The organism is Pelistega indica, assembly GCF_000506865.1.
Lineage (GTDB): Bacteria > Pseudomonadota > Gammaproteobacteria > Burkholderiales > Burkholderiaceae_B > Taylorella > Taylorella indica.
Genome location: NZ_AYSV01000101.1, coordinates 1 through 23067, shown reverse-complemented (window position 1 = coordinate 23067; position 23067 = coordinate 1). Strand labels below are relative to the sequence as shown.

Sequence of the window (23067 nt, the reverse complement as noted above, 5' to 3'; positions counted from 1 at the left end):
GCTTGCGTTTCTTTTAATGAACTAATTTCGTGCTGAAAAAGCGGCATTCTACTTTATCATAATTATCTAAAATTTGCTTTAAATTAAAATGCTCTTGTTGGGCTTTAGTCCATGTAGCAAGTTGCTGTTTCAATAGGTCTAATGGATTAGAGGATGTATCAGTAGTGACTTGATAGGTATGCCAAATATGCTTGAAATAGTCTTCATCGGTATTTATTTCTGCATTAATGCTATCGATTTTCTCCTCTAAAGTCGCTATAGAGGCTTTTTTATTTTTCGACAGCTGTTTTTTTTAGTTTCCACTTGATTATGGGTATTGTTTTGTTCAGTGATAGCTTGCTGTCTATCCGCTTGAGTCTGACGAATTTTTTCTTGTTGTTCAGTAATAGTATTAATTGTTGCTTCAAGTGTTGCAATTTCTGTATCGTATTGATGGCTATCGGGTAGCTCTTGAACAAAAGGGTGATGTATAGAGCCACAGACAAGACAGGGCTCGTTGGGTATTAGCTGTTGGCGCAAGTCAGCAACATCATAAATATTTTTAATAAGACGCTGTTTGTCTTTTGCGTGATTAAGCTCTCGTTGGTAATAGTCTAGCGATTGTCCATTAAGTAAAGCTGCTAAGGCATCTTGTAGGTGGTTTACTTGCTCAGTGAGTTGATTGACTAACTTTTCTTGAGTTGAGTTGTTTTGTTGAGCTTGGTCAAAATCGTTTTCAAGAACAGATAACTCCTTCTTCGCTATCTCTAATTCTATTAGTGTTTTTTGTTGTTGCTGTTGATGTTTTTTAAGCTGAGCAGATCGAAGTTCAATCACTGGTATCTGTTCATTTAGGGGTGCTAAATGAGTATTTCCTTGCAAGTAGCTACTGAGGTTATCAAAAGAAATTTGCTGTTGCTGTGCTTTTTCTATGGCTTGGGTAAGCTTGTGCTCTTCTTGCTCAATCTTATTAATGATACTGTCTAACTCTTTTTGGTTATGTTCTAGTTGGGTCAGTTTTTCTTGAAGCTGAATATCCACTACACGCACCGCTTTAAATGTTTTTTGCGCTTCATTGATGAGTGTGGTGAAATCATTGACTGCCTTTTGATGTTGGTTAACGATATCATTTTGCTGCTGCTGAGAAGTCGTTAACTCAGGTAGCATAGTCTTTTTTTTGATCTAGCTCATGCTGATCAGTTTCTTGTTCTTTTAAGAGTGTTTGAAAAACAGAAAAATATTGATCTATATTCTGTGCTTTTTTGGCAGATGTTAATTTTAATTTTGTATCAGTAAAGGCAGCGATTTCATTCGCTAAGGATAGTCCTATCTTATTGTTTTCTTCGAGCTCTTGCGTAAGCGTAGTAATCGTATCCAGCCATTGTAATTGTTCACGCAGTTGCTTAATGTTACTGTTAAGTTGTAGGGATTGAGCTTCTTGTTGTGTCTTAGTCTCTTTTAAGGATTGCAACTGCTCTGTATTGAGTAATTCAATGCCTTCTAATTGTGCGCTTAAATGCTCTAGCTGTTTTTCTTCATCTACTTTTCGTTCGTAGACCTTGATAGAAATATCGGAGTAAATTTGTGTGCCTGTGATTTTTTCTAGAATAGAGGATTTTTCATCTATATCTGCTTTTAAAAAGCTATCAAACCCACCTTGTGCTAGTAGCATAGAACGGGTAAATCGGTCAAAATCCATCCCTGTTAGCTGCTCTACAAGTAATTGAAAGTCCCGTTTTTTATTAGCAAGAATGTGGCCATTGATATCAAAAATCTCTTGTTTTGTGGCTTGTAAATTACCTTCAGCCTTATTGCGTGAACGTTTGTGTGACCAATGACAGGTGTAAATCCCCGATTGTGTTTCAAAGCAAACTTCAGCCATGCTTTCGGCAGTATGACGAGACATAATGTCATTGTTTTGCTGGCCTATATCTTTAAGACGTGGTGTTCTACCATATAGAGCAAGACAAATTGCATCAAGAATAGTTGTTTTTCCTGCGCCAGTAGGGCCTGTTAGGGCAAAAATTCCTTGCTGCTGATAAGCATCATCAGTGAAATCAATGTGCCATTCACCATAGAGGGAATTCAAATTTTTAAACTGTAGCGATAAAATTTTCATAACAAGTATCAATTGTTAATTCTGGGATTGGTGTTGTTCAGTCACTAATGATTGCATAATCTCTTGATAAGCATGGATGAGCTCCTCGCATTGTTCATGGGTAACATGATGAGCTTCCAAGCAACGCTCGAACACTTGTAGTGGTGTTAAGTCATCCAATGTTTCTTGGTGATGAGTAGGAGATAGCGTCTGTTCAACCAAACGATTATTTTTGATGCGTAAAATTTCCAGATGAGACCCTTCCACTAAACGACTTAATTGTTCACGTAAATCAGAAATTATTTCTTCGCCGTTATAGTCAATTTCTAGCCAAATTTTCTCGTTTTTAAGGTCATTAATCTGCTGGGTAATTTCAGCTAAATTACCCTTTAAACGCCTGAGTGCTTGAAAGCAAGGAATAGGGAGAGTAGAGATAGATTGAATAGGTGATGTTAGTTCCGGTGTTGCAACATCATCTAATATTAGCGATGGTTGATGTTCATGTACCGAATGATGCAATGACATTGGGTGAGCAAGAGGAGTGTCGGGTTTGCTTGCTTTAGTATGAAAATCAATTTGTATAATTATTTTTTGCTGAGTCGCTTCCCCAAATCCCATTGGAATAGGCGAACCACTATAACGGATAATCGGATTTTTATTGACGATTTGCGGAATATGCAGATGTCCTAAGGCAACATAGTCAAGAGAAGAAGGAAACGTCTCGCTACTTACTCCACCCAAGTTACCAATATAAATGTCCCGTACACCGTCACCTTCAATTGTTTGCCCACCTGCAGCAAATAAATGTCCTGTACCAATGATTGGAATAATAGACTCTTTTTGTTCTAATAAAAATTGTTCACGTTTTTGTAGCGCTAAATTGGCTAAATCGTGATAATGCTGTTTAATATTGCGGGTAAGTAGATTGATTTTGTCTTCGCTAGATTCACCTACTGTCGCTGTACGTATATCTTTATCGCGTAAGTAAGGCACAGCACAAATAATAGCTTCTACTGTGTGACCATTCCTCAATACAATAAGTTCATCGTTTAAATCATGAGTGATGGCGCCGACCACATGAATATTTAAGGTTGCCAATAAGGTCTTAGGTGCATTTAAAAAACTTGCTGAATCATGGTTTCCGCCCACGATAATAATATGCCTACAGGGACTATGCTGTAATTGCGTTAAGAAACGATAATAAATAGCTTGTGCTGTATTACTAGGGGCAACCGTATCAAAAATATCCCCAGCAATGATTAAAATATCCGCTTGCTGTTGATGAATCGTATTTAATAACCAATCGAGAAATTGACTAAACTCCTCATCACGTTTTCGACCGTATAAGGTAGCGCCAAGATGCCAATCAGAGGTATGTAAAAGACGTAGTGTATGCTGTGGTTTCATGCTAAGTTCACCCTATATGAAGTCATTTTTTGAGGGATTTGAATGAAATACGCCTTTGGGTTGTTGGCTTTTCTGTGTTGAGATGCTTCCATTTTTATACCTATCTCTGGAGAGGTAAAGGCATCAGCAATTATGCCGATATGCGTTGGTTGGTCTTCTCGATTAATATATTGTGCCATTAAGCTAAGAAGTGTGCTACGCACATTATCAAGAGTAGGTTCATGAGTGAGAGTACCATGGTTGGCTTTCAAGCGACTAGTAAATACACTCAATGCAAGAGAGTCTTGTTCAAGACAGAAAATCAAAATGGGATCTGTGTGCGTTTGCTGAGTAGCCACATCTCTATAAAATACAGTGAGTGCATACAGATAGTTTGGTTTGTCTATCTCATCTCCAAGCTCTTCAGAAGAGGCTAAACCCAGAATCGTTTTCGGAGAATGTTGCAACGTCATAAAGTAATCATGCCATACCCATAATTCCCCATCATTATCACCCGTCCACGGCAAAGGCATAGTAGGAAATTTTTCTGGGAAAATCGACTCAAAACGTGGCTGGTGAGAACTGCCAGAAGTACTCGAACAAGAAGACATAACTTACATGAGAAAAAGAGAATAAAAAAGAAGTGTTAGAAAAGTTTAACACTCCTTAAATGATTTTGCCTATGGCATCAAAGGTGAAATTTTAGAATATCGAGAATCTTATGGACGTGCCAAAGACTTCTTCTATGAAACAGTCATTTCTTAAGCGTGATACTAAGGCAGGGACTAATTTATTAAGTGTGATCAATAATGGTGTTATGGACCTCTCCCAATATCTAATCCTTGCCCTGTGATATAAAATTTCCCTCTCGCAATATAATGCAAGGTTTTTAGATTGTTATCTACTTGATCAAAAAGCCAATGCCCGTCTTTAAAGACTCTATCGTCAGCAAAGGCAGCGATGACCTCACCAATAAATAAGTCATAACATTGCTGATTATGTGGTTCAGGGATTAATTTACACACGAGGTAAGCCACACAGCCTTTCACAAGAGGAATATCGAATCCTTCTGGATAGAAAAACTCAATATTATGTTGCGTGAGTTTGTCAGGGTGTTGATAACGACTGTCTCCCATGGCAATAACGGTTTCAGCTTGGTATGCCATAGGTACTTGAATCGCAAAATAACCACTTTTTTCAATAAGTGGACGAGTGAAGGTGCTTTTATCAATGACGATGGTGACTTTTGGGGGAAGGAAATCCAGAGCACAAGCCCATGCCACAGACATAACATTTTCAATACCATCATGTTTTGATGATACCATCACAGTAGGACCATGATTGATCAGGCGTAAACACTTCTCCAAAGGCACAGGCAAAATACTCATAAATAGTTCCTTGAAATATAAAAATAGTAGTGAAAAATAATTAATAATTTATGTAGATAAATGGATCTTAAGATAGACTATCGACAATCTCTTTAAACCATGCAAAAGATTGAGCTTGCTTAATCTCATCATAAACATAATTAGTCACCATTAGTTCGTCTGCACGAATAACTCGTTGGAAACTTTCTATGTGCTGAGCCACTGTTTCTTTGCACCCTACCATAGAAGCCGCTAACATTTGACGTACAGCAAATTCCTCAGAGGCTGTCCATAAAGCAGACATATCCTGAACAGGGGGTTGTAGGGGACGCATACGACCATTTACAACTCCCAAAAATTGCTGTTCTTGAGATGTGGATAAAAATGTTGCTTCCTCATCCGTCTCGGCAACGACAGCATTAATACCAACAATGACTTTTGGTTTATCTAGTACATCAGAGGGTTGGAATTGTTGACGATAAATTTGTACAGCAGTTTCTAATAACCGTGGGGCGAAATGTGCAGCAAAGACATAAGGTAAGCCTTTTGCCGCCGCCAGAAAAGCACTTTCTGTACTTGAGCCGAGAATATATAAAGGCAAATGTTTGCCCATAGCTAAATAAGCTTTAGCATAACCTTGTTTATCGGCATCACCAAAATAACGTTGGAGCTCTTCCACGTCATCAGGGAAATTGAGTGATACATCTTGGTTGCCACGACGTAGAGCCATCGCTGTTCTAGGGTCTGTACCAGGTGCACGCCCTAGACCTAAGTCTACTCGGTTAGGGTACAAGGTTGCCAATGTTCCATATTGTTCAGCAACTTGTAAGGGGCTATGGTTTGGTAGCATAACCCCACCACTACCGACACGGATACTCTTTGTCTGTGCTAGCGTATGACCGATTAATAACTGTGTGGCAGAGCTCAAAATATTGGGCATATTGTGATGCTCGGCAATCCAGTAACGCGCATAGTTCAAGGACTCAGCGTGTTGAGCTAACCTAATCATTGACTCAAAGGCTTGACGATGAGTTTGTCCCTCTCTGAGAGGAACAAGATTTAACATAGAAACAGCAGTGTTAGACATTATTTTGCCCAGTGATAAAAGTGAAATAAATTAATAGATTACATATAGCCACGTTGATATTGTGGTGGAACAGATTCAACACCAGTACTATCGCTCGCATTTTGCTTATATTGCGCATTGAGATACCAATAAGGATCTCGCAGTAAACCACGTCCTACAGCGATAAGGTCTGCATCACCAATACCTAGAACATGATCAGCTAATGAAGGATCATCTAATAAACCGACCGCAATAACCGGCAATTGAGTAGCTTGCTTAATTTTGCGTGCTAAATAGACCTGATAGCCAGCATTAAATTGGGGGTGATGGTTAGGGTGTAAGACACCATTGCCACCACCACTCACATCAAATATATCCACACCTGCTGCTTTAAAACGCATAGCCATTTGTACGCCATAGTCGCTATCATAACCATTCTCAGAATACTCTTGAGCAGAAATACGCATGGCTAGAGGCATATCAGCAGGCATGACAGATTTAGCCGCCTTAATCACTTTTTCACCAAATAAGAAACGGTCTTTTCCATAACTGTCATCTCGGTGGTTTGATTTTGGTGAAGAAAATTGATGAATCAAATAACCATGTGCGCCATGTAGCTCAATCATATCAAAGCCTGCTTCAACCGCACGTTTAACAGACTGTTGAAAGGCTTGAATAATCTGTTCAATCTCATCTTCAGTGAGCGCTCTTGGTGTTTTTAAGTGTTGCCCCGGAAAATCTTCTTGACCATAATGAATGGCAGAGGGGGTTACTACATCATCACAGTCTTGTGCTTTGCGTCCAGCATGGGCAATCTGAATACCAATCTTGCCACCTTGTGCGTGAACAGCATCAACAATACGTTTAAACGCATCACGTTGTTCATCGTTCCAAAGCCCTAAACAGCGAGGAGAAATACGTCCGTTAGGGGCGACGTTTGTCATTTCGATAATAATTAAACCAACACCACCAATCGCACGACTAGTGTAATGGACAAAGTGCCAGTCATTCGGCATACCGTCTTTGGCACTATACTGACACATAGGAGGCATCACAAGACGATTTTTTAAAGATAAACTTTTTAATTCTAAAGGAGTTTGTAAAAAACGGAATTTTGCCATAATAGCCTACTTAGTTTGAATGGGTTACAAATAGAGTTAATCTAAAGTGCCTTGTTGATTTTGTAGAAAAACAATTATTCACAATCACAATCACAAGCACAAGCACAGGTAATAAGACTATTGTAGTCCTATAAATATGTCATAATGCTTTTTTCTAAAAAAATTAATTACTCTATTTGATAGTCACTATGTGGAACGATATATTACTCGCCTTGGCAAATTTGCTCACATCAGCATTAACAGGTATTACAGGACTAGGCGGTGGCATGATATTAATTGGTATTATGCCTTTTTTTGTGCCTAGCATTGCCATTATTCCGGTACATGGGGTGACACAGTTAGCGAGTAATGCCACACGAGCATGGTTTGGGCGAGAGCATATTGTTTATGAGCGATTTTGGTCATTTTTGTGTGGATCTATTATTGGCATGATTGTTTTTGGCGTGCTCATTCGTTTTGTAAAACTAGATTTAATCCCTTTATTTATTGGTATCTATATTTTGTTATTACAGTGGTCACCTTGGTTTAATCGGGTGATTCGTCACTATGAGAGCTTTTTTTCTGGTGGGCTTTTTACAAGCAGGTTTAGGTGTATTTGTCGGCACACCGGGACCCTTAAATATTGCGGTATTAAATAAGTATTACACCGATAGTAATGTGGTTGTAAGTACTGGTGCACTCATGATGTCAGTGGTGCATTTTGCCAAATTGTTAGTCTATATCAGTATGGGTTTTGCCTTTTTTGAGTATTGGCAATTGATGCTAATGATGATTGTGATGGCGACACTAGGCTCTTGGTTGGGTACAAAACTTCGTTATAAAATTAAAATGTCTTGGCTTAAAGCTGTCTTACCTTGGCTATTAACCTTATTAGCACTACAACTGATCGTGAATATCCTTAGACAGTATTTATGATGTCATGATAGGTATAAAGCACTTGTTAATTACAAGGTTAATTTACAGTGTGCTAACTATCAGTCTATGGGTAAGCTCTTTTAGACTGATAGTACGCTATATCAATAAAGATGGCGTAATCCATACTCAGTGTTATTGGTTTTAAACTCTTACTAGCTCCATTAGGCGTTCAAAAGAATAGAGTGCAGGTCTTCTTCCAGAGGCTGGCTCTATCTCAATAATAATATCTTCTTCCCGTAGAATGGTTGTTAATTTATTCGCTGTTTGATTGGGGATTCCAGTTTCCTTAGCAAATTTATTATTCCTAAAAATAGGATTAGTAAAAATAAAGTCTAAGGTCTGTATTGACCATTTTGAATTTAGGCTTTCTGTCAATATTTCCTTCATTTCTTCATAAAGATTTTTTATTTTCTCAGAAATGGCTAAGTTTCTATCTGCTTGAATAGTCACAGCTTCCAAAAAGAAGATACACCATGTCATCCAATCATTCTTTAGAGAGACATTCCTTAGGCAGTTAATATAAGTATCCTTATGCTCTTCCATATATTCACTTATATAGAAATGGGGTGAAGATATTAAACCATAATTCCATAACATTAACGTAATGAGCATGCGACCAATACGACCATTCCCATCTTTAAAAGGATGTAGTGATTCAAACTCAGCGTGGGCAATAGATGTTTTTAACAATGGAACTTGTTCTGAGTTATTTATATAATCAAACAGAGCGTCCATTCCTGATGCTAATTGTTCTGGGCTTATAGGGACAAATAAAATATTTTTTTTTGGTTTTATCTGCAAGATAGTTCTGCTCAGTTTTATACTCTCCAAGAGATTTTATGGAACCTCTCCCTCTCGCTAGTAATCCTTGGTGAGCTTGTTTGATTAATGAGGCAGAAAAAGGATATCCAGATTGCATTTGATGTTGAATTGTTTTTAAGGTTCGTTGATAAAGCAACGTCTCAATAACATCTGTCCTAACAGTATTCTCATTATTAGATTCTTCATCGGCTTCATATTTCAAAATTTCATCCATTGTACTAACTGTACCTTCCATACGTGATGAAATAACTGCCTCTTGGTTTCTCAAGGGGGCTAGGAATATTTCGTTATTATGCAAGGTTTTTAGCATTTGATCGTAACGAGCAAGAGCACTCGTTGCATCAGTAATCTTTTTAACTAAATTATTATCGTAAACCAAATCAAGTGGAGGAAATTTTCCGTAATGATAGTTCACTGCATTTTCTAAATTTAGCGACATAGGTTAGCTCTGGGTTAGTTAAGATTGAAGTTAGAGAATAATATATTACTTCAAGTTTGTATACCAAAAATGATTAAATTTGAGAGACAAACTAGGTTGATGATGTAAAAAGAGAGGCAAATTAGTTTGTATCCCAAAAATGATTAAATTTGAGAGACAAACTAGATTGATAATGTAAAAAGAGAGACAAATTAGTTTGCATCCCGAAAATGATTAAATTTGAGAGACAAACTAGGTTGATGATGTAAAAAATATAGTCACTCACACAACTGAATAGCAATATAATAGAGCGAAATTCAGTGTAAACAAAATAGATAGCTAATATTAGGAATAACGTGGTTCATTCACTAATCTGCATGTGAAATAGTAGAAAATATTGATAGCACTGATAACAGGTGATGCTATAAGCCCCAGCAGAGGATTAAAAATTAATGAAGATTGCTCACTTAATCGAAAAAGTTCAAGCACACTATCAGCTGGCACCAGACTACCCCTTTGAAAAGCACCCTGATATTTTTGTGTTTAGGCATACCAATAATAAGAAATGGTTTTGTTTATATGCAGAAATTAAAACACAAGCGCTTTTTTCAGAGGAAAGAAAAAAAGATTCCTCTCATTAATGTGAAAGTTAGACCTGATGAGATGACCCAATTACTCGCCACAGACGGTATTCTCCCTGCCTATCATATGAATAAAAAACATTGGGTGAGCATACTGTTAGATAAGGCAAGTGATGATCTGATATGGGAACTAGTGAATCATAGCTATGAATTGACGAAAAAGTGATGTAGCTAGCCAGTACTATCATCTACTTAGAAGATAGTTAGGTTTCGGTAGTTTATGGATTGTTCAAAGGAGGATTCAGAGGTAGGTCGAAGATTATATTGAGACCAGTATAGTCAGATCTAGGGCTTGTTCTGCCTGTTGTTTGATTAAAATCATAAGCATCAGCGCTTGGGTATGGTGTCTTATCATATATTGCAATCTGAACCCCACGATTGGCATACATGGTTAAATTAGCTGTCTCTAGGAGGATGTAATAACCTTCTTCACATGTCAGACCATGAGTTCCAGAAGCAAAATTTGTCAGATTAAGTTGCTCTCCAGAGTAGCCGTTAATCAGAGGTGAGATATATGGTCGAGGAATAGCCATGTCAGATTTAAGTATCGAGTCTTCTTTAAGCGGGATAATAGCTGCAACTAAATAACTACGGTCATTCAAAATCTCTCCGTCACAGATAATAGGATTTTTGCGTAGATTTTTGCCAGAAACCATAGCGAGCAGGCTGTAAAGATAATCACCATGTTGCTGAGAGAGATTTAAAACAGTACTATTATCTTTAAATGCCTGTATTAGGTTTGTGTATTGTCCATCAAAATCTAATGTTGCAATAACTTCTTCTGGTTTTTTGATTTGTTGGTTAGAGGACATAGCACTTCACCCCTTTAATAGGCGATTAAACCTATCAATTTAATAAAGATTCTTTTTCTTTCATTATATCCAATTGCGCCACGCAAACTCTATGCTAACCTCCAAGAGTGTAGACTTCTTGTAAAGACACATCAGTTATTCTTCTCTATAGTAAAACATTTATGAGAATAATTAAATAGCAACAAATACCTTATTTCTGTATCACGAACTGCTATAAAAAACTCCCTAAATTAATTAGACTTTCAATAAAGTGGTACTTTCAGTGCTTAGGTTTTCATAAGAAATGATCACTTAGTGATGTAAAGTTATTTCAATAACTATTGAAATAATGGTTTATTTGTTATATCATGAAAAACGATGAATACTAACTCAGCAAGTGACTTATTTGGGCGACTTTCTTCTCCTGCAAGATTGCAGATTGTTCAGCAGCTTATGACTGTTGGGCATCAAGGCATGGTGGCGGGTGATTTAGCTCGTGCGTTGGATATTAGTCCCAATAATTTGTCTTTTCACCTTAAAAGTTTAATGGAAGTGGAGCTAGTTCATGTCAGCCAAGAAGGTCGGTTTATGCGCTATTTTGCTAATTTACCGTTGATGGCTGATTTGATTGATTATTTGACAAATGCTTGTTGTAGCGCCGTAGCAGATGATGCGTGTGAGTCAATGATGAAATCTTATACGAATCAGCACTGTTAGAAAAAATTTTTCTCTATTATTTCAATAGTTATTGAAATAATAGATTTTTTATTCTGTAAAGGTCAAATGTGGAGAAAGTGATGCATAACGTCAAAATCTATCATAATCCTAGTTGTGGTACATCAAGGAATACCTTGGCATTAATTAGAGCCATTGGTATTGAACCAGAGATTATTGAATATCTTAAATCCCCGCCAAATAGTAAAGAGCTTGCTCACTTGCTAACGGCCATGAAAATGTCTCCTAGAGAGTTGCTTAGGAAAAATGTTGCTCCCTATGAAGAGCTTAATTTAGATAATCGTCATCTTACAGATGATGAATTAGTGGTACTTATGACTGAAAATCCACTCTTGATAAACCGTCCTATTGTGGTGACGGAAAAAGGTGTTTTATTATGTCGTCCGTCAGAACGTGTATTAGAAATTCTTCCTCTTCAATTAAAACAAGTGTTTTATAAAGAGGATGGTGAAGCGGTACATCCATTAGGAGCATGATATGGGTGTATTCGAAAGATTTTTGACGTTGTGGGTAGGGTTGGCGATTTTGGTAGGAATCACTTTAGGTCAGTACTCCCCAGATTTATTCAAGGCTATTGCACAACTAGAAGTATCACATATTAATCTTCCCGTAGCAGTCTTAATTTGGTTAATGATTTATCCAATGATGATACAAATTGATTGGTCGGCGATCAAGGATGTTGGCAAGAAACCAAAAGGACTGTTCATGACCATAGTCATTAACTGGTTGATTAAACCGTTTACTATGGCTTGTATAGGATGGATCTTTTTTAGGTTATTGTTTGCTGATTTTGTCAATGAGCAATCGGCACAAGAATATATTGCAGGCATGATTCTTTTAGGTGTAGCACCTTGTACGGCAATGGTATTCGTGTGGAGTCAGCTCGTTAAAGGTGACCCAAACTATACCTTAGTGCAAGTATCGGTAAATGATTTAATTATGATTATTGCCTATGCACCCATAGCTGGTTTTTTGTTAGGGGTGAGTGATATTGCAATCCCTTTGGATACCTTGTTCTTTAGTGTAATTCTGTATGTTGTCTTTCCATTACTTATGGGTTATTTGACACGGGTATATTTACGTAAAAATAATCAGGCAATCGCACGCTTAAGTCGTCACTTGAAGCCATTTTCTATTATTGGTCTGTTATTAACAGTCGTTCTTTTATTTGGTTTTCAAGCGGAAACAATTATTAATCAGCCGTTTGTGATTATTCTGATCGCTATTCCATTATTAGTACAGACCTATGGAATATTTTTTATTGGGCAGTTAATGGCAAAATGGTTAAAGCTTCCTCATCAAGTTGCTGCTCCTGCTTGTCTTATTGGTACAAGTAATTTCTTTGAGTTAGCGGTAGCGGTTGCTATTTCACTCTTTGGTTTGGAGTCTGGTGCAGCATTAGCAACAGTGGTGGGCGTTTTGGTTGAAGTGCCAGTGATGCTGTCATTAGTGGCTTGGATTAATTATCAGCAGAAGATAAACAACGTAGGCTAATGGTTTTATTGATGATTAAAGAGTGTTTAGTACTGCGTTATCTACTCTAATGGGGGTTGATTATGTGTATAAAAATACCCCCATTCACTTCACTTATGTAGCGGATGGGGGTGTGAGTAGTTAAAGTACGTCAGTCAATCAATACGCGTTATTCCACCGTCACACTCTTAGCCAGATTACGTGGTTTATCCACGTCTGTGCCACGAGAGACGGCTGTGTGATAAGACAATAACTGCAAGGTCACTGTATGTAGGATAGGTGATAATTTACCATAGTGTTCAGGCATACGAATGACGTGCATACCCGGGGTATTGGTAATATGTGTATCTGCATCAGCGAAAACATACAGCTCACCACCACGAGCACGAACTTCTTGCATATTAGATTTTAGTTTTTCTAATAGTTCATCATTAGGCGCAATCACGACAACAGGCATCGCCTCAGTTACTAAGGCAAGAGGACCGTGTTTTAGCTCACCAGCAGGGTAGGCTTCTGCATGGATATAACTGATTTCTTTTAATTTTAAAGCACCTTCTAAGGCGATAGGATAATGCAATCCACGACCTAGGAATAAAGCATTTTCTTTGCTAACAAAACGATCCGCCCATGCCATAATTTGAGGTTCTAGTGCAAGAGTAGATGTAATTGCGGCAGGTAGATGACGTAATTGTTTTAAATAAGTGTCTTCGAGCTCTGGTGTAATAGTCCCTTTTACGTTGGCTAACGAAACGGTTAATAAGAACAAGGCAACTAATTGCGTTGTAAATGCTTTTGTTGAGGCAACACCTACTTCGACACCAGCGCGAGTAATGTAATTAAGTTTACATTCACGAACCATTGCACTACTAGAGACATTACAAATGGTTAATGTATTTTCCATGCCTAAAGAGCGAGCGTGTTTTAATGCCGCTAGTGTATCCGCTGTTTCGCCCGACTGAGAAATAGTCACGACCAGTGTTTTAGGATTAGGAACGCTATCACGATAGCGATATTCACTCGCAATTTCTACATTGACAGGGACTTTGGCAATAGACTCAATCCAATAACGAGCTGTCATGCCGGCATAGTAAGACGTACCGCAGGCAAGAATGAGAATATTGTCGATATTTTTGAAAATAGATTCCGCCTCATCACCAAACAAGTTAGGGGTAATGGCTTCAATATCTTGTAAGGTATCGCCAACGGCACGAGGTTGTTCAAAAATCTCTTTTTGCATGTAATGACGGTATGGGCCTAATTCAGCCGCTGCCGTATAAGCAGAAACGGTGTGTACTTTGCGCTCAACAGGCTGTAAGTTGGCATCTACAATCCATACATTAGAAATTTGAAGATCAGCAATATCACCGTCTTCTAAATAGATAATTTGGTCCGTTGTGCCGGCTAGTGCTAACGCATCAGAGGCAAGGAAGTTCTCATTTTTACCTAGACCAATCACAAGAGGAGAGCCTTGGCGAGCGGCAACAACACGGTGAGGCTCATCACGGCAGAAAACAGCAATCGCATAAGCACCGGTTAAACGAGCGACAGTTTGTTGAACAGTTTCAAATAAATCACCGTTATAGAGATGATTCACTAAGTGTGCAATGACCTCAGTATCTGTTTGGCTTTCAAAGACATACCCTTGAGCGATAAGCTCAGCACGTAATTCTTCGTAGTTTTCAATAATACCGTTGTGTACTAGGGCAATACGAGGAGCACCCTTGTCTTGACCCGAAAAATGAGGGTGAGCATTATTGGTTGCAGGTGCGCCATGTGTCGCCCAGCGAGTATGAGCAATCCCTGTAAAACCACTGATACCATCGGCTTTGATTTGAGCATCAAGCTCTGCTACACGTTGAGTACTACGTGCACGAGTTAGTTCACCATTCATATAAACGGCAACACCGCAAGAGTCATACCCACGGTATTCAAGACGTTTAAGACCTTCAAGCAAAATAGGGGTAATATCGCGTTGTGCTACAGCACCTACAATTCCACACATAGAATTATCTCCAAAAATTGTTTTTTGCTATTTTGCTATAAAATAATTGAAATTAAACATCAAAATACTATAAATATATTTTAAATTATTTCATTCAATATTATTTTTTAATATATAATAAATTTATAGTCTATTTGTGAAATAAAATTTCATATTGAATGTTTAACTTTAGTTAAGTTTTTGAGGCGTAAATAGATTGGCTGCTTAGGTTTACTGAAAAACAACGGAATGAATATTATGCTTTTAGATGATTTAGATAAACGTATTTTAAACGTATTACAAGAAGATGCCTCTATCAGCAACCAAGAGCTAGCGGAAAAAGTCTTTTCCTCTCCTCCTACGTGTTTACGTCGTGTTAAACAATTAGAGAAAGCGGGGATTATTCGACAGCGAGTTGCCTTGCTAGATGAGCAAAAATTAGGTAGCTCATTAACGGCGATTGTTGAGCTAAACCTACTACAACAATCGGCAGAGGTGTTTGATGCGTTTGAGTCCTTGATTGTGCCCGAGAAAGCTGTTAAACAATGCTACCGCGTCTCTAGCGGACCAGACTTTATTGTGATTCTACAAGTGCCAGATATGAATGCTTATCATGATTTGGTGCGTAAATTATTCACAGCAACGAATCAAGTGCGTAATGTGCGGACATTTTTTCTCTACCCATCGCAGTAAGTTTGAGACAAAAGTGGTGGTGGAGTAGGGAAAAAATTTACAACATATGCGCTTTAAATTTCTTTAAAAGTAAACATATGAATGGTAATATAATTAAATTAATATCCATTTTTTGGAAGTAATTATGATTATAACTCGACTTTGTATTGATAATCTGTTTTCGTTTAAAGAGGCAGTTATTGATCTTTCCATAAAAAGAAAATTAGCTCATAGCCCTATTCCAGGTGAGCATTTAATTGGATTCCCAAACTTCCGATTTAAACGAGTGTGCATTATTTCTGGCAGTAATGCGAGTGGCAAAACAGCGCTAGGAAAGGTGCTTTCTGCTGTACAGCGCTTATGGCTATTAAAAGAATGGGATATGCATTTATTACGCCCTTATATCCATGCCAAGAATAATAATGCCCGAATAGAAGTTGAATTTGTTATCCCTCAAGGTAATAAAACACGCTTACATCGCTTAGAGGTTGTGCTGAGTCAACAAGCGTTAAAGGGCATCAAATATAGTGATATTCCTTTACGACCTACAGATACAGTAGCCTCTGCTCGTAGCAGGCTTGATAAAGGGGTCGGGTCACATATACGCCATACGCAGTTTCTTGAAGGGAACTCATTAGCAGCACTTGATCAGATGAATACTTACTTGGTTCAACCGCAATATAGTCTCTATTATTTGCTGTCTAATACAGATATTGACCGTCCTAAGGTTCATAAAGAGCCAATTGATGGTCAGCTTAAGTTACTCACTAGTATTATTACTTCATTTGATTCTTCTATTGATGGAATTTCTGAACTTAAAAAAAATGATGAGTTGCTAGGCTATCAAGTACGGTTTAATAATGGTGATTCTGTATTGGTAGATATGGAAGGCGATGTTACCGACAAAGAACGTTTATCAAAAGGGACATATGAAGGAATTCAGGTTGCTTTTATTATTTTACGAATTATGTCGGATAAACAGCACTGTATTCATCTAGAAGATTATGCGTGTACATACTATATGGATGAAAAAATGGCCTATGTCCATACGGAGCTTGAGCAGGCAATTTTAAACTTAATCATTGAATACTTACCTGATCAATCACAGTTTTTTTATACCACTCATAATTATGATGTACTGGGAATGAATTTACCTGTGCATTCATATTTATTAATGAATAAAGAAAATGGCTATACTAAGATTATTCAACCAGAGGAAACCTTACAGAAAAATGATCGCAAATTACTAAACTATATTAAAAACGATGTATTTTGTTCGACACCAAATACAGATAAGATTTGGGGGTTAATGTAATGGGGAAAAAATCACGAAGGCGATTTTATTTAGTCGAGGGTGAAACGGAAAAAGTGTTGCTTGATGCTTTAAGAAAAGCAGGCATGATAACACCTGGGAGTGTACATCAAATCGATTGTTGGCGTACAAATCCACAGGCTATTCTTCGACGATTACCACGAGAATCTGCAGAAGTAGTGATTGTGTTTGATACCGATAGGCTAGATAGGCTTGACAGCTTTTGTGAAGTATTACGGCTATTGAATAATCAATATCATGTTTATCTTGTACAACAGATGCCTAATCTTGAAGGTGAATTGGTATATTCGTGTACGGAACTTACAAAACAATTGGATCTGTTTAAAGCCTTTGGTTGCAGTAGTGCAAATGAATTTAAAAGTAATTTTTTATCTACATCGAATATAACTCAACGTCTAGAGCAGTTAGGTTTTGATATGAAAGAGTTATGGTCTAGACCATTACATAATGATATCCAAAAAGGTTTAGGCAACCTAGTGTTGAAGATGTACCGTATTTAATAATCAAGTAGCAAAATCTTCTCTACCCATCGCCGTAAGTTTGAGACAAAAGTGGTGGTGAGGGAGGTGGTATACATATCACCTAATTCCTCTGAAACGTTGACTTATTGAACTATTGTTGTTTTTATCTCCAAGAGTGTTATCAGTTCTTCAAAACTTTCAACTACATCATAGAGAATGTTTTGGTCTTTATTAGTAGTATTGAGTGTTTCAAAGAACTTCTTCGCACTACTAATTTTGTTGTCTTCTGATATTCGGAGTTGGTTTTTATCACTAGATCCTTTTGTTTCGGCAATAAAATAAATATGTTTAACTTTATTTTCATCGCAAGCGATTGCCCAGTCAGGATTGTAATTGCCAAATGGTGTTGGAATGACAAAGCGTGATGGTAATTTGGCATAGACGATGACCTCTTTGGCAGCGTCTAGTGCTTTTGCAAAGTCCGATTCGATTTTTGAGTCTGTCGGTACAAAATCCCAGATATGCTTATCACCCTGAGGGGTATTGCTAGCAACTTCGTTGTCTAAGAAAATCTCATTGCTTGAGTACTCTTGCTCTGTAAAGCAATACTCTAAGTCTTGCAGAAGTTGCTTCACTTGCTGTTGATTGATGATACTAATCATTTCGCGAATAAAGGCTTCTGGATTGAGTTTGTACTGATTAAAAATAACTGGTTCTAGCTGCGTCAGAATCTGTGCTACAGTACGACGTGTTAGATTTGTGCCTTCTGCAATTTCGCCAATTAAATCATAGGAAATTGTTGAATAGCTTTGTAGTTTCGCTCGGACGGTTTCATTAGTGATATTTTCAAATGATTGACTACTGCGTAGTTCAGAGGCGCTGACTTGAGCAAGCTGTTCTCCCTCACGAATGGTATAGGTAAGCTCTGGGACAAAAATATTGTTCTTGCTATTACGGACGACTTCTATCACCGCATGTAAGGTATCTTTGATGAGTTGTTCACTATCTAGGCGAATTTGGTAAATCGCTTTTTTATTGATACGATTCCATAGCTTTTGGAATTCTTTACGTGCTAGATTAGCAGGATTAACTCTGTTGATAAGCTTATCGTTGGCATTATCGATTAAGTTTGCTAATGCTTTAGGGTCTTTAATCGCGTCAATGAGCGTAAAGATTTCTTCTGCATAAGGTTGTAACTCTTCTGGTAAGGGCGCTAGTGTATTGTTCAGACGAGCTTCAGTATAGCTTGCGACAATATAGTCATTATCATCAATGTAGTCATTGCGGGTGAGGTACTTATGAATTTGCTTAGCAGAAGGTTCATTAATCGCAAAATTTTGACCATTTTGTAATAACAATACACGGTCTTTGAAGTAGTCTACTGAGGCTTGTTCTACACGAGACTGAATGGTATCACCAATTTCTTTTTGAAGGTGGCTCACAAAATCACGATAGCTTTCGTTGGTAACAACAGTGAGTTTGTTGATATTGTGTACTTCTTCTACAGCACCACGGAAATAATTAGCGTCCATACGCTCACCGGTCTTGTTAACGGCAAGACGTAGACCACGGCCGACTTCTTGGCGGCGAGAAATAATGTTGTCTGAGTGTTTTAAGGTGCAAATCACAAAGACATTTGGATTGTCCCAACCTTCGCGTAGTGCTGAGTGAGAGAAGATAAAACGCGTTGGCTCTTCAAATGAGAGTAGACGCTCTTTATCTTTTAGGATTAAGTCATATGCATCTACATCGGTGGAAATTGTGTCTTCTTCAGAGCGTACACGTGCGGGTGTACTCGGGTCAACTAGACGACGAGTTTTCTTATCAACAGAGAAATAACCATTATGTGTTTTATCGACTTCAATACCACGGAGATAGTCTTGATAATGGTCATTTTCGACATTTAAGTCTAAGGTTTCATTGACAATACGCTCGTACTCTTGTTTAAAGATTTCTACATATTCCCCCGGAATAGAGTTTCCATCCGCGTCATAGTTACGGTATTTGGCCACTTCATCGATGAAGAAAAGGCTAAGTACTTTAATACCTTGGTTAAAGAGTACTTTCTCTTTTTCAATATGAGCACGGATAGTCTCACGAATCTGGATAGTGCGAGTGATGCGCTCATCAAGATGTCCTAGTGATTGACCAACACTTAAGGTAACTCCATTGGTGAAGCCAATACTATTGGTATGAGCATTAATATCGCTGATAACATAGCGATCACCGTATTGGTCTGCACCGTTGGATATATCAAAGAGATTGTCCTTGAATTTGACTTTACGGATTTCGCGGCGATATTGTCCTGAACTCGTTTTTATCTCTAGTTCTAATCGAGCTACAGGTGCTGATTTAGAGATAATAATATCTTGCAAGTAGAGATAGCCGTGGTTGCCAGGAAGATTATTGACTTCAATACCTTTGACAGCAATTTTCTTAACTAGACGCTGATTATAGGCGTCTAGTGCGTCTAGTCGATGGATAAGGTTATATTGTCTTTTGTGAGTCGCAGAATAACGTAAGATAAACAGAGGCTTAAATTTACTTAATGATTCTAAAGTTTTCTCTGCCTGCATTTTTTGTGGTTCATCGAGGATGAGAATAGGGCGATTGCTACTAATTACATCAATAGGGCGGCGAGATTGGAACTCATCCAATTCCATATCAATACGACGATTGTCCTTGCCTGTCGCGTTGAAGGCTTGGACATTAATAATCATCACACTGATATCGCTTGTCGAGCTAAAACTCTCTAGCTGATGGAGTGATTTAGAATCATAGATAAAGAAACGTGCCTTCTTGCTATATTCCTGCATAAAGTGGTCTTCCATCATACGGAAGCTCTTATGGACACCTTCACGGATAGCGATGCTAGGTACGACAACAATAAATTTTGACCAACCATATTGCTTATTGAGCTCGAACATCGTGCGGATATAGCAATACGTCTTACCTGTCCCTGTCTCCATCTCGATATCGAGGTTGAGAGGGCTCGTTGTAAGGTTTTTCTTCTTGCCTGTATCATCAGTGATAAGTGATGTTGATTGCTCAAGACCTGAACTACTTTGGACAAGTTGAATATTAGAGAGGACAGTATTTAAATCGCCGATAGGGGCATTTCTAAAGCCGATATCCTCTTTAATCTCTGTCTGAGAGTTAGGTAATTGTTCTCCTAGGTCAATCATATAGCGATGACCTGCTGAGCGAAGCTGTCCTTTAAAGCAATTGATGACAGCATCGACGGCTGCTTGTTGATAGGCTAAGGTTTTAAAGTGGATTTTCATGGTTGTGTTATTACCTTATTAAATAAACTTCACTTCAGTTTCTGGAGATAGTTGTTTAAAGCGTTCTTTAAAATTAGTTTTATCGGCATCATGAGTGATGGCATTCTCACTCGATACAAAGCGGATTGGCTTGTCCTGAGCAATAGTATTAACTAATGCCGGAGTGAGGTCATCAAAACAAGCGATGAGACTATTGCTGGCCACATAAAAGACTGTTTTGCCGTCGATTTCTCGAGTTTTAATTGGTAAAGACAAAGGTAATCCCCATGAGAGCATGACCTGGAAGAGTAAGTCCTCTGCCGTGCGGTCTTCTTTGATATGGTTTGCCATCGCTGCCAATGTGGGTTGCTGCAGATTCTCTGGGCGATAGTAAATATCTTTCATGTTGGAAGTATCAATCTTTAGCACTCTAAAACCAAGGTCTAGTATAGGGTTATTGTAGGGTTCTGTATCCGTAGTATGGGTATAATTGTTCTGTTCTGTTCTGTTCTGTTCTGTTCTGTTCTGCTATTTGTGCGCCTGCACGACGAATACGCTCCTTAGAGATTTCTGCAATCGTCTTATAGCCTGCTTTATAGGCTTCAGATTTTTCATCTGTTAATTCTGGCAACTGCACCATAATAAACTTGCGATTCCCTCCATCTTCGGCATTGAGCTGCATGACGGCGTGTGCAGTTGTGCCAGATCCTGCGAAGAAGTCGAGGATCAGGTCGTTAGGGTTAGAAATCAACCGTAGTGTTTGAGTAATTAAACGAATTGGTTTAGGAGTATCAAAATAACTCTCACCATCAAACAATTTTCTCAATTCTTGGCTTGCTTCTTGGTTATGTCCAACATCACTATACTTCCAAATTGAAATAGCTTTTGTTCCGTTTTGCACTTCATTTAAAAATCGTTTAATTCTAGGAACATTTCCACCTTTTTCTCCAAACCAAATTCGATTATCAGCGACTAACTCCGTAAATTTTGTTTGTGAAACACGCCAGCTTCGGCCACTTGGTGGATTATATTGAGTACCGTTAGGTGTAGTAATTGTGTAAACGCCACTTTGTTGTACGTCTTTTCTTAATAAATCTCCTGAAGTCCAAACCCCTCTTGAGTCATTATCAATGTTTTTATATCTTGCATTGCTTTCTGCTGTTCTTGGTAATAATTTAATTTCTGTTTCTGTAATATTTTTAGCGTAGCAAATTAAATAATCATGATTCTCTGAGAAATATTTTGCGTCATTTTGAGGGCTGAATTTTTTTTCCCAAATAATTTGTTCTACAAAATTATCTTCTCCAAAAATTTCATCACACAATCGTTTTAAATTCGCCTGTTCATTATCATCAATAGAGAATAAAAATAACGCCATCATCACTTAGTAGATTACGAGCCAATTTAAGACGGCTGTACATCATGCTTAGCCAATCCGAGTGGAAGCGTCCATTACTTTCAGTATTTGCTTGCATGCGGTGACCTGCGTCATCGGTTTGTTGTGACTTTTCGAAAAACTCTTCAGTGCTTTCGGCAAAATCATCGTTATAGACAAAGTCATTCCCCGTATTGTAGGGTGGGTCGATGTAAATCATCTTGACCTTGCCGAGGTAGTTTTCTTGTAAGAGTTTGAGAGCCTCTAGATTGTCACCTTCAATAAACAGATTCTCTGTAGTAATCAAAATTAATACTGTCTTCTCGACAAGGGCGAAGGGTTTTGGCAATAGGGGCATTTGCCGCAAGAATGGCTTCTTTTTTGCCAGGCCAGTTTAATGAATAGCGCTCTTGAGTACCCTCTACGATATCTTCAGAGAGTTCTTGGCGTAGTAAGTCAAAGTCAATCGAGCGTTTGAGATTGCCATCGCTATCATGGCTCTCAGTTATACAGTTTGGAAAAAGCTCGGCAATCGCTTCTATATTGAGTTTGGTTTGATTTACGCTTTGCATCTCTAAATCTTTCATATACGCCACCCTATATGTGGATAAGTTCATTGAAGTAGGACTATTTTATCCTATCTCTACGTAGAAACCGCATATAGGAGGCGGTCTTATTTGCTTAAATAAACTTAACATCGGTTTCCGGAGAGAGTTGTTTAAACCGTTCTTTGAAGTTAGTTTTATCCTCATCCTTGTGAATGGCTTGTTCACTAGAAACAAAGCGTAAGGGTCTGCGTTGAGCAATCGAATCAATCAGTGTGGGGGTGAGAGTATCAAAGCAGGCAGCTAAACTATTACCGGCGACAAAGAAGACAGTTTGATTGTCGATAGTTTGCTGTTCAATCGGAAGAGAGAGCGGTAGTCCCCACGAGAGCATGACTTGGAAGAGCAAGTCTTCGGGAGTACGATCTTCTTTGATGTGGTTCGCTTTATCGATGAGTTCAAGTTGCTGAGTTTGGTCAGGACGGTAGTAGATGTCCTTCATATTGGAAGAGTCGATTTTGAGGACTCTAAAACCGATGTCTAATGCAGGATTAGTGGTATAATTGTGCTGTGCTGTGCTGTGCTGTGCTGTGCTGTGCTGTGCTGTGCTGTGCTGTGCTGTGTC

General features: G+C 38.3%; 25 protein-coding genes and 2 pseudogenes. 10 read left to right on the top strand and 17 right to left on the bottom strand.

What is annotated here, in order from left to right; all coding sequences use genetic code 11:
* Positions 1–255 precede the first annotated feature (255 nt).
* The 7 genes from V757_RS24585 to V757_RS24555 all read right to left on the bottom strand — a co-directional run bounded on the left by V757_RS24585 (position 256) and on the right by V757_RS24555 (position 7017).
* Positions 256–1146 carry a coiled-coil domain-containing protein gene (locus tag V757_RS24585; protein WP_023952202.1) on the bottom strand — a complete coding sequence of 297 codons (891 nt, stop codon included), beginning with the start codon at positions 1144–1146 and terminating at the stop codon, positions 256–258.
* Positions 1136–2098 carry an AAA family ATPase gene (locus V757_RS24580; protein ID WP_023952200.1) on the bottom strand — a complete coding sequence of 321 codons (963 nt, stop codon included), beginning with the start codon at positions 2096–2098 and terminating at the stop codon, positions 1136–1138. The genes V757_RS24585 and V757_RS24580 overlap by 11 nt, the downstream gene beginning before the upstream one ends.
* 15 nt (positions 2099–2113) lie before the next feature.
* The gene (locus tag V757_RS24575; protein ID WP_023952198.1) at positions 2114–3484 is read right to left on the bottom strand and encodes an exonuclease SbcCD subunit D C-terminal domain-containing protein; all 1371 of its coding nucleotides are present in this window, start codon (positions 3482–3484) and stop codon (positions 2114–2116) included.
* Complete coding sequence (locus tag V757_RS24570; protein ID WP_147628874.1) at positions 3481–4074, bottom strand: hypothetical protein; 594 nt, start codon at positions 4072–4074, stop codon at positions 3481–3483. The genes V757_RS24575 and V757_RS24570 overlap by 4 nt, the downstream gene beginning before the upstream one ends.
* 204 nt (positions 4075–4278) lie before the next feature.
* Positions 4279–4851: a flavin reductase family protein gene (locus V757_RS24565; protein WP_023952194.1), complete on the bottom strand. Its 573-nt coding sequence runs from the start codon at positions 4849–4851 to the stop codon at positions 4279–4281.
* Between the two features lie 67 nt (positions 4852–4918).
* Positions 4919–5917: an LLM class flavin-dependent oxidoreductase gene (locus V757_RS24560; RefSeq protein ID WP_023952192.1), complete on the bottom strand. Its 999-nt coding sequence runs from the start codon at positions 5915–5917 to the stop codon at positions 4919–4921.
* A 38-nt stretch (positions 5918–5955) separates the two neighbouring features.
* On the bottom strand, positions 5956–7017 hold the full coding sequence (locus V757_RS24555; RefSeq protein WP_023952190.1) for an NADH:flavin oxidoreductase/NADH oxidase: 1062 nt from the start codon (positions 7015–7017) through the stop codon (positions 5956–5958).
* A gap of 188 nt (positions 7018–7205) precedes the next feature.
* Here V757_RS24555 and V757_RS29670 point away from each other — a divergent pair, with 188 nt between their 5' ends.
* The gene (locus V757_RS29670; RefSeq protein ID WP_218184509.1) at positions 7206–7655 is read left to right on the top strand and encodes a TSUP family transporter; all 450 of its coding nucleotides are present in this window, start codon (positions 7206–7208) and stop codon (positions 7653–7655) included.
* On the top strand, positions 7564–7932 hold the full coding sequence (locus V757_RS29665) for a TSUP family transporter (RefSeq protein ID WP_261796554.1): 369 nt from the start codon (positions 7564–7566) through the stop codon (positions 7930–7932). Before V757_RS29670 ends, V757_RS29665 begins: the two co-directional genes overlap by 92 nt.
* A 141-nt stretch (positions 7933–8073) precedes the next feature.
* On the opposite strand, the gene V757_RS28965 is transcribed toward V757_RS29665, so the two are convergent.
* Positions 8074–8733 (bottom strand): Fic family protein, encoded by a 660-nt coding sequence (locus V757_RS28965; RefSeq protein ID WP_218184507.1) that lies wholly within the window; start codon positions 8731–8733, stop codon positions 8074–8076.
* The gene (locus tag V757_RS28960) at positions 8651–9193 is read right to left on the bottom strand and encodes a Fic/DOC family N-terminal domain-containing protein (protein WP_218184506.1); all 543 of its coding nucleotides are present in this window, start codon (positions 9191–9193) and stop codon (positions 8651–8653) included. The genes V757_RS28965 and V757_RS28960 overlap by 83 nt, the downstream gene beginning before the upstream one ends.
* Positions 9194–9624: 431 nt before the next feature.
* Between V757_RS28960 and V757_RS28655 the strand changes: the two genes are divergently transcribed.
* Positions 9625–9813 carry a hypothetical protein gene (locus V757_RS28655; protein WP_052019384.1) on the top strand — a complete coding sequence of 63 codons (189 nt, stop codon included), beginning with the start codon at positions 9625–9627 and terminating at the stop codon, positions 9811–9813.
* 1 nt (position 9814) lies between these two features.
* On the top strand, positions 9815–9979 hold the full coding sequence (locus tag V757_RS28115; protein ID WP_245587036.1) for an MmcQ/YjbR family DNA-binding protein: 165 nt from the start codon (positions 9815–9817) through the stop codon (positions 9977–9979).
* Positions 9980–10031: 52 nt separating this feature from the next.
* Here V757_RS28115 and V757_RS24535 read toward each other — a convergent pair whose 3' ends face one another.
* A complete protein-coding gene (locus V757_RS24535; protein ID WP_023952188.1) occupies positions 10032–10625 on the bottom strand; it encodes a hypothetical protein in 594 nt (197 codons plus the stop codon).
* Positions 10626–10982: 357 nt separating this feature from the next.
* Here V757_RS24535 and V757_RS24530 point away from each other — a divergent pair, with 357 nt between their 5' ends.
* The 3 genes from V757_RS24530 (at position 10983) to arsB (ending at position 12833) form a co-directional block, all read left to right on the top strand.
* Positions 10983–11321 carry an ArsR/SmtB family transcription factor gene (locus V757_RS24530; protein WP_023952186.1) on the top strand — a complete coding sequence of 113 codons (339 nt, stop codon included), beginning with the start codon at positions 10983–10985 and terminating at the stop codon, positions 11319–11321.
* Positions 11322–11401: 80 nt separating this feature from the next.
* Entirely contained in the window at positions 11402–11815 is a 414-nt protein-coding gene (arsC, locus tag V757_RS24525; protein WP_023952184.1) for an arsenate reductase (glutaredoxin), read from the top strand.
* Between the two features lies 1 nt (position 11816).
* Complete coding sequence (gene arsB, locus V757_RS24520; protein ID WP_023952182.1) at positions 11817–12833, top strand: ACR3 family arsenite efflux transporter; 1017 nt, start codon at positions 11817–11819, stop codon at positions 12831–12833.
* 148 nt (positions 12834–12981) lie between these two features.
* Here the strand turns inward: arsB and glmS are convergent, their stop codons facing one another.
* Positions 12982–14814 (bottom strand): glutamine--fructose-6-phosphate transaminase (isomerizing), encoded by a 1833-nt coding sequence (glmS, locus tag V757_RS24515; RefSeq protein WP_023952180.1) that lies wholly within the window; start codon positions 14812–14814, stop codon positions 12982–12984.
* Between the two features lie 213 nt (positions 14815–15027).
* Between glmS and V757_RS24510 the strand changes: the two are divergent.
* The 3 genes and pseudogenes from V757_RS24510 (at position 15028) to V757_RS24500 (ending at position 17298) form a co-directional block, all read left to right on the top strand.
* Positions 15028–15514: pseudogene (locus tag V757_RS24510) on the top strand (Lrp/AsnC family transcriptional regulator).
* Positions 15515–15610: 96 nt separating this feature from the next.
* Positions 15611–16780 carry an AAA family ATPase gene (locus V757_RS24505; protein ID WP_023952178.1) on the top strand — a complete coding sequence of 390 codons (1170 nt, stop codon included), beginning with the start codon at positions 15611–15613 and terminating at the stop codon, positions 16778–16780.
* Complete coding sequence (locus tag V757_RS24500) at positions 16780–17298, top strand: hypothetical protein (protein ID WP_023952176.1); 519 nt, start codon at positions 16780–16782, stop codon at positions 17296–17298. The genes V757_RS24505 and V757_RS24500 overlap by 1 nt, the downstream gene beginning before the upstream one ends.
* A 104-nt stretch (positions 17299–17402) precedes the next feature.
* Here V757_RS24500 and V757_RS24495 read toward each other — a convergent pair whose 3' ends face one another.
* The 6 genes and pseudogenes from V757_RS24495 to V757_RS28955 all read right to left on the bottom strand — a co-directional run.
* Entirely contained in the window at positions 17403–20543 is a 3141-nt protein-coding gene (locus V757_RS24495) for a restriction endonuclease (protein ID WP_023952174.1), read from the bottom strand.
* A gap of 18 nt (positions 20544–20561) precedes the next feature.
* Positions 20562–20927 carry a hypothetical protein gene (locus tag V757_RS29405; RefSeq protein WP_031274762.1) on the bottom strand — a complete coding sequence of 122 codons (366 nt, stop codon included), beginning with the start codon at positions 20925–20927 and terminating at the stop codon, positions 20562–20564.
* 49 nt (positions 20928–20976) lie between these two features.
* Positions 20977–21900: a site-specific DNA-methyltransferase gene (locus tag V757_RS29400; protein ID WP_261796553.1), complete on the bottom strand. Its 924-nt coding sequence runs from the start codon at positions 21898–21900 to the stop codon at positions 20977–20979.
* Entirely contained in the window at positions 21875–22204 is a 330-nt protein-coding gene (locus tag V757_RS29660) for a DNA methyltransferase (protein WP_261796552.1), read from the bottom strand. The genes V757_RS29400 and V757_RS29660 overlap by 26 nt, the downstream gene beginning before the upstream one ends.
* The gene (locus tag V757_RS29395) at positions 22176–22484 is read right to left on the bottom strand and encodes a hypothetical protein (protein WP_036694621.1); all 309 of its coding nucleotides are present in this window, start codon (positions 22482–22484) and stop codon (positions 22176–22178) included. The genes V757_RS29660 and V757_RS29395 overlap by 29 nt, the downstream gene beginning before the upstream one ends.
* Positions 22485–22578: 94 nt before the next feature.
* Positions 22579–23067 (bottom strand): annotated as a pseudogene (locus V757_RS28955) (hypothetical protein); the annotation flags it as partial.